6 protein-coding genes are annotated in these 5,615 nt (G+C 39.9%); 3 read left to right on the top strand and 3 right to left on the bottom strand.

Going from position 1 to position 5,615, the window contains the following annotated elements:
- Positions 1–540: 540 nt before the first annotated feature.
- The gene (locus tag AC1DPZ_RS20875; protein ID WP_477407033.1) at positions 541–1,044 is read right to left on the bottom strand and encodes a hypothetical protein; all 504 of its coding nucleotides are present in this window, start codon (positions 1,042–1,044) and stop codon (positions 541–543) included.
- A 344-nt stretch (positions 1,045–1,388) separates the two neighbouring features.
- Here AC1DPZ_RS20875 and AC1DPZ_RS20870 point away from each other — a divergent pair, with 344 nt between their 5' ends.
- On the top strand, positions 1,389–1,832 hold the full coding sequence (locus AC1DPZ_RS20870; protein ID WP_477407031.1) for a hypothetical protein: 444 nt from the start codon (positions 1,389–1,391) through the stop codon (positions 1,830–1,832).
- Between the two features lie 155 nt (positions 1,833–1,987).
- Here AC1DPZ_RS20870 and AC1DPZ_RS20865 read toward each other — a convergent pair whose 3' ends face one another.
- Positions 1,988–2,173, bottom strand: coding sequence for a hypothetical protein (locus AC1DPZ_RS20865; protein ID WP_477407029.1), 186 nt, complete (start codon positions 2,171–2,173; stop codon positions 1,988–1,990).
- Positions 2,174–2,567: 394 nt separating this feature from the next.
- Here AC1DPZ_RS20865 and AC1DPZ_RS20860 point away from each other — a divergent pair, with 394 nt between their 5' ends.
- Positions 2,568–4,097: an ammonium transporter gene (locus AC1DPZ_RS20860; RefSeq protein ID WP_477407027.1), complete on the top strand. Its 1,530-nt coding sequence runs from the start codon at positions 2,568–2,570 to the stop codon at positions 4,095–4,097.
- A 69-nt stretch (positions 4,098–4,166) separates the two neighbouring features.
- Positions 4,167–5,393: a Na+/H+ antiporter NhaA gene (gene nhaA / locus AC1DPZ_RS20855; protein ID WP_477407025.1), complete on the top strand. Its 1,227-nt coding sequence runs from the start codon at positions 4,167–4,169 to the stop codon at positions 5,391–5,393.
- A 38-nt stretch (positions 5,394–5,431) separates the two neighbouring features.
- Here the strand turns inward: nhaA and AC1DPZ_RS20850 are convergent.
- A partial coding sequence (locus AC1DPZ_RS20850; RefSeq protein WP_477407023.1) for a hypothetical protein occupies positions 5,432–5,615 on the bottom strand: 184 nt, incomplete at its 5' end.

Here is a 5,615-nt window from a genome sequence, read left to right as displayed (position 1 = left end):
ATACTTTTTTGTCCGTCTTTCCCGTAATACTTAGCGGTAGACGCATATAAAAACTGAAGATCTAGTGTTTCTTTCAGCTTTCGGTATATATTGTCTGCCGGAACACGGTCGGACAATTGGAAATTGGTAAAGAGTTTCTCTTGATAGTGCTTCTTTCCTTGCATGACGTTAAGATACTAAAAATCAATATCTTAACATAAATTATTGCGAAATAGTTGACGAGTTGTGCAACAGCCACGTGCCGCATGTGTCCTGGTCGTTTATCGTAATGTTTTTCGTTTACAAAAAGTCAATACCAATCAGTCCCCTTGACTGGCGCACGCATGTCCTGATCGTTTACCGTAATGTAAATTTATATTTCCTGCTCATTAATGTGGTTTAGCTGCATAAAGTTACAACCATTCCGTTAAAATAAATGCCAAACAGCACCAGATTGCAAGAAAAGCCCGGATGAACGTTCATTTCCAGGCTTTTCAATTCATTACTTAGCATATTGTTTACCTATCAGCGCCTGCGACAACGAAAAGCCTAGCTATTTAATCATTGAATAAACAGTTCGCCTCTTTTTTTCGCATCGTCAAAATCTTTCTTATTTTTATAATAATCTTTTTCAATGATATTGACAAAGTTGTCTCCTGGTCTTTTGATTATTTTTACGTTATCGATGGCATTTTTAGAAATCAAAATCGTTTCCGGGTTGTCAATAGACTCATCGTTGATTTTTACTGGCCATTTCCTGTAAACTGCATGAACCTTATAAAAATCAAAAATCTCATTCAAGGTAAATAGCTTTACATTTGGCTTTACCTTGATAAAAATAGCTCTTTGCACTTGAAGCAGCCGACAAAGCTCCTTATTGTTTATAGCAGGCAATCCATAAGAAGTATCTCTTTCGGAAGGACTGATACGGGCGTTGATCGTTGCTAACGGAGATTTATTATCATAAACTACGATATACAAAAACCTAATTTTATTTACCTTACCCTGAAAAGCACCCGGAGTTTGACCCAGGCAAGAATTACGAGCTATAAAAAATAATGGCATTAAGATTAACCTATACTTCATATGATACAATTTAGAAATTTATTTGATAATCATGTTATTTGGCGCCGTTTACAATGAATAAATAAGTGAAAAACGATGTGCTTCTATAGTTATACCCACCGGTTGCTGATTCCAGTAAGCATAATCATAACCAGCGTAGGAACCAGTAGAAAAATAACTAATTCCTGTGATAAAAATATCGTGCACCAGCCAAGGTTTGATAATTAATAAGGATGATTGATGTTAATGGAATGATTGTAGCTTTATACGAAATACTATAACTGTGCCTGGCTTTTTTGTAAGCGACAATAATTTGCCTCTGGATTTCATTGATTTATAACAATATGATAAAAAGACCAATTTTAAAATTTTCAATTGTCGTAGCAATCTGCTGCATTTTCTATGGATGTTATGACGTTATAGTTAACCATGACCTTTCAATAACGAATAAATCGAAAATCACGATATCATTACTGTATTCAAACCATGTTGAAAAGAATTTAAGAGAAAACAATATTGCCTACTTTATAAGAGATGATAAGATTGTAAAACCAGGTTCATCACTTGATATAACTATCTTAGGTGGGAGGGAAGCATGGCATGATTATATTGAAGAAGGGAAAACTAAAAAACTATTTTTGTATATTTTTTCAACGGATACACTAACGAAATATAACCATCGCTTTTCCATCAATGACTTAGTTCATCAGGGTAAATACCTTAAACTTCTCAAATATTCGGAGAACGATCTAAATAAAACCAATTGGAAAGTAATATTTAAAATGTAGCTAATCAGGGGGATACCCGGTTGGATTACATCAACTCATAGCTATAACAGTTGGTGATCATTTTAGCCTCAAGGTCTTGTGTGTTTGGATGTGGGTGGCTGACTTGTGATATGGGAATTTTTTTAGGACGAGACAGACTTTTGGATAAAGGACTTTCATGTACCTTTCGCATCCTTTTCATTTTTTACAAAATCCAGGTTTCCATCTTCGGTAACCACATACTCCGAAAAAGCCTGGTTTGGCGTTGTGCCGGTATGTTGTTCTTTTCTTTTGCGCGGGCCGCGAAATGGCAGGATAATAATGACCAGGAACAGTACTATTTTAAGGAAACTTATCATCATTAGCTGTTTTGTTTTGCAATAGATCTGTTTTGATAGAAATAAATCATAAAATCATGTCTTTTTAACAGTAATTGATTTAAAAGCGGGATTATTTAATATAAAAAATTACTTTTTTAACTACTGCACAAAAAAAATGAAATTAAATTCTAATTATTCATCAATTAATTGCGGTCATGTTATAAATTTATCTATATTATAGGCTAAGAATTGGGTTAAAGTTAAATTCTAAGGTTTTTCTAAGGTTGGTTTTTAATTTTATGGGCGCTGATTTTGTAATTTTAGCTTAGACAGTATGATTAGGATGATTATTTGAAAAAAATCATTAAAAACATCGGGCGAAAATTAAAAAAAGCTTAAAATACATAAATAATTAAACCCAACTAACCCTTTAACAATGAAAATTAAACTTCTACAAAAAAAAATCCCGGCATACCTGGTGTTAGGTATGTGTTTAATCATCGCTTTTGTTTTGTTTGAGCCATTGCGCTCCTTTGCGCAGGATGCTACCGGTGCAAAAACCGGCACCATTACCGATGTTACAGCTGCAAAACCCGGTTCACCAACTCCTGCTGAATTAGGTGACCAGGTTGGGCATAATAAAATTGCCATTAACATCATGTGGACGCTTATTTGCGGTTTCCTGGTAATGTTTATGCAGGCTGGTTTTGCCATGGTTGAAACCGGTTTTACCCAAAAGAAAAACGTAGCCCATACCATGGGTATGAACTTTTTGGTTTACGCATTGGGTATGTTTGGCTTTTGGGTGTGCGGATTTGCCTTTATGTTTGGCGGCGCTTTAAATGCTGCTACTTTAGGCGGCGCGCCCGGTGTTGTACCACACGAGTACACCGTAACATTATTTGGCCATACGTTTGGCCTTATAGGTTCGGTTGGTTTCTTCCTTAACAGTAAGGTTTATGATGTGGGGGTATTTACACTGTTCCTGTTCCAAATGGTGTTTATGGATACTACCGCCACCATCCCAACCGGTTCAATGGCCGAAAGGTGGTCGTTCAAATCATTCCTTATCTTCGGTTTATTCATCTCGATGTTTGTTTACCCAATTTACGGTAACTGGGTTTGGGGCGGCGGATGGTTGTCGCAACTGGGCGCCAACTTTGGTTTAGGTCATGGTATGGTTGATTTTGCAGGTTCATCTGTTGTACATCTTGTGGGTGGTATGGCGGCCCTTGCAGGTGCTATTATTATAGGGCCGCGTATTGGCAAATTTAATGCCGATGGCACTGCCAACACAATTCCGGGCCACAATATTCCAATGGCGCTGGCCGGTACATTCATCCTGGCATTAGGCTGGTTTGGTTTCAACCCGGGTTCAACCCTGGCCGGGGGCGATTTCCGGATAAGCATCGTTGCTGTTAACACCATGATGGCCGGTACAGCCGGTACATTGTCTGCACTTGTTATCCTGTACATGCAAAAGAAGAAACCAGATCCGGGTATGCTTGCCAATGGCTTGCTGGCCGGTTTGGTGGCCATTACCGCTCCCTGCGCATTCGTAAACTCAATTTCATCGGTTATCATCGGCGCAGTAGCAGGTGGCCTGGTAGTTTTAACTATCCACCTGATGGATAACGTATTTAAAATAGACGATCCGGTGGGTGCATTTGCGGTACATGGTGCCAATGGTGCGTGGGGCGTATTGTCATTAGGTTTATTTGCCGATGGATCATATGGTGATGGCTGGAACGGCGTTGCCGGCCCTGTTAAAGGTTTGTTTTATGGGGATGCCAGCCAGTTTGGTGCGCAGGTTATTGGTACTTTAACCTGCATAGTTTACACCTTTGTTGTGATGTACATCTTCTTTAAAATATCAAATAAAATAACCCCGATAAGGGTTAAAGCGGAAGACGAAGTTGCCGGATTGGACGTACCAGAAATGGGCGTTTTGGGCTACGTCGATTAATTAGTTTGAAAGTTGAAATTACCTGTCCGCAAGGGGCAGGTAATTTTCTGTTAATGAAAGGGAAAGGATATGAAAAGGATACTGTTAAAAGCGATTAACCCGCTAAGGATGCTCATCAACGACAGCCGTTTTACGGGGCTGATGCTGATAGCCTGCACATTGATCTCGATGGGTTTGGCAAATTCATCCTTCGGGCATGGTTATAAGCAATTCTGGAGCGGTGAGTTTACCATGCACACCGCAATACCCCTGCCCGAAAACTTTTTAAGCTGGATTAATAATTTCCTGATGGCTTTTTTCTTTTTAATGGCCGGCATGGAAATTAAACGCGAACTGGTAAACGGCGAACTATCGTCATTTAAAAAGGCGGTATTACCCTTTGGCGCGGCACTTGGCGGCATGATGGTACCCGCGCTTATATTTGTTGCCTTTAACCTGCATACCAGTTACTTGCATGGCTGGGGCATACCAACTGCAACCGACATTGCTTTTTCTGTTGGCATTGCTTCTTTGCTGGGTAAACGGATACCGGTAGGGTTAAAAATATTGCTGATGGCGCTGGCCATTATTGATGACCTGGGGGCAATAGTAGTTATCGCCCTGTTTTACGGCGGTCAAATCCACTGGCTTTTCCTGGGTATCGGCGCGGTGCTTTACGCGGCTTTATTTGCCTGTAATTATTTCAAGATCAAATTTGGCCCTGTACAAATCCTGCTGGCTTTGTGTCTTTGGTATGCCTTCTTTAATTCGGGTATCGAATCCAGTATCGTAGGTGTTTTGGTGGCTTTTGCTACCCCTGTGCATGAGCTGCCTAAAATTGAAAAAAACATTCACCGCTGGGTTAACTTTTTAATTATACCCCTGTTCGCGCTGGCAAACACGGCCATACTGTTGCCCGATCATGTAATTGGTGCATTAGGCACCACCGTTGGTTTAGGAATCATCTTTGGCCTGGTGATAGGCAAACCGATAGGTATCTTTCTGTTTAGCAGGGTGCTGGTAGCGCTTAAAATTGCCAGTTTGCCGCGTAACGTACAATGGAAGCAGGTGTTTGGCATGGGCACCTTAGCGGGTATTGGTTTCACCATGTCTATATTTACCACCATGCTGGCGTTTAAGGCCGAAGCTTTCCAGGATATTGCCAAGGTTGCCATTTTAGTCAGCGTATTGCTTTCGCTGGTATTTAGCATGGCCTACTTCCTCATCATCAGCATGAACACGTCATTTGATCACGCCGAGGAAACAGGCAAAGCGCCTTCATCTTCGGAAGAAAAGATGAAGCTGGAATTAGGATAAGCTATATTCGATATATATCTTGTTTTGGGTCTATTATTTTAGGGAAATAACAGAAACAAATAAAGCTCCGGACTAATCAACCGGGGCTTTATCTGTATATTGGGTTTTTCTTTATGGTTGATTTTATTGGTGCATCCATTTAATACCCTTATGTATAAAATTCTGCTGTTAGAGGACGATTTTAAAATGGCCAACGAAATAAAGATCTTCCAAAGATCTTCC

This window comes from Mucilaginibacter sp. P4_G9 (assembly GCF_056400985.1).
The sequence above is the reverse complement of the archived record's forward strand: the minus strand, read 5'-3'. Positions and strand labels throughout refer to the sequence as shown.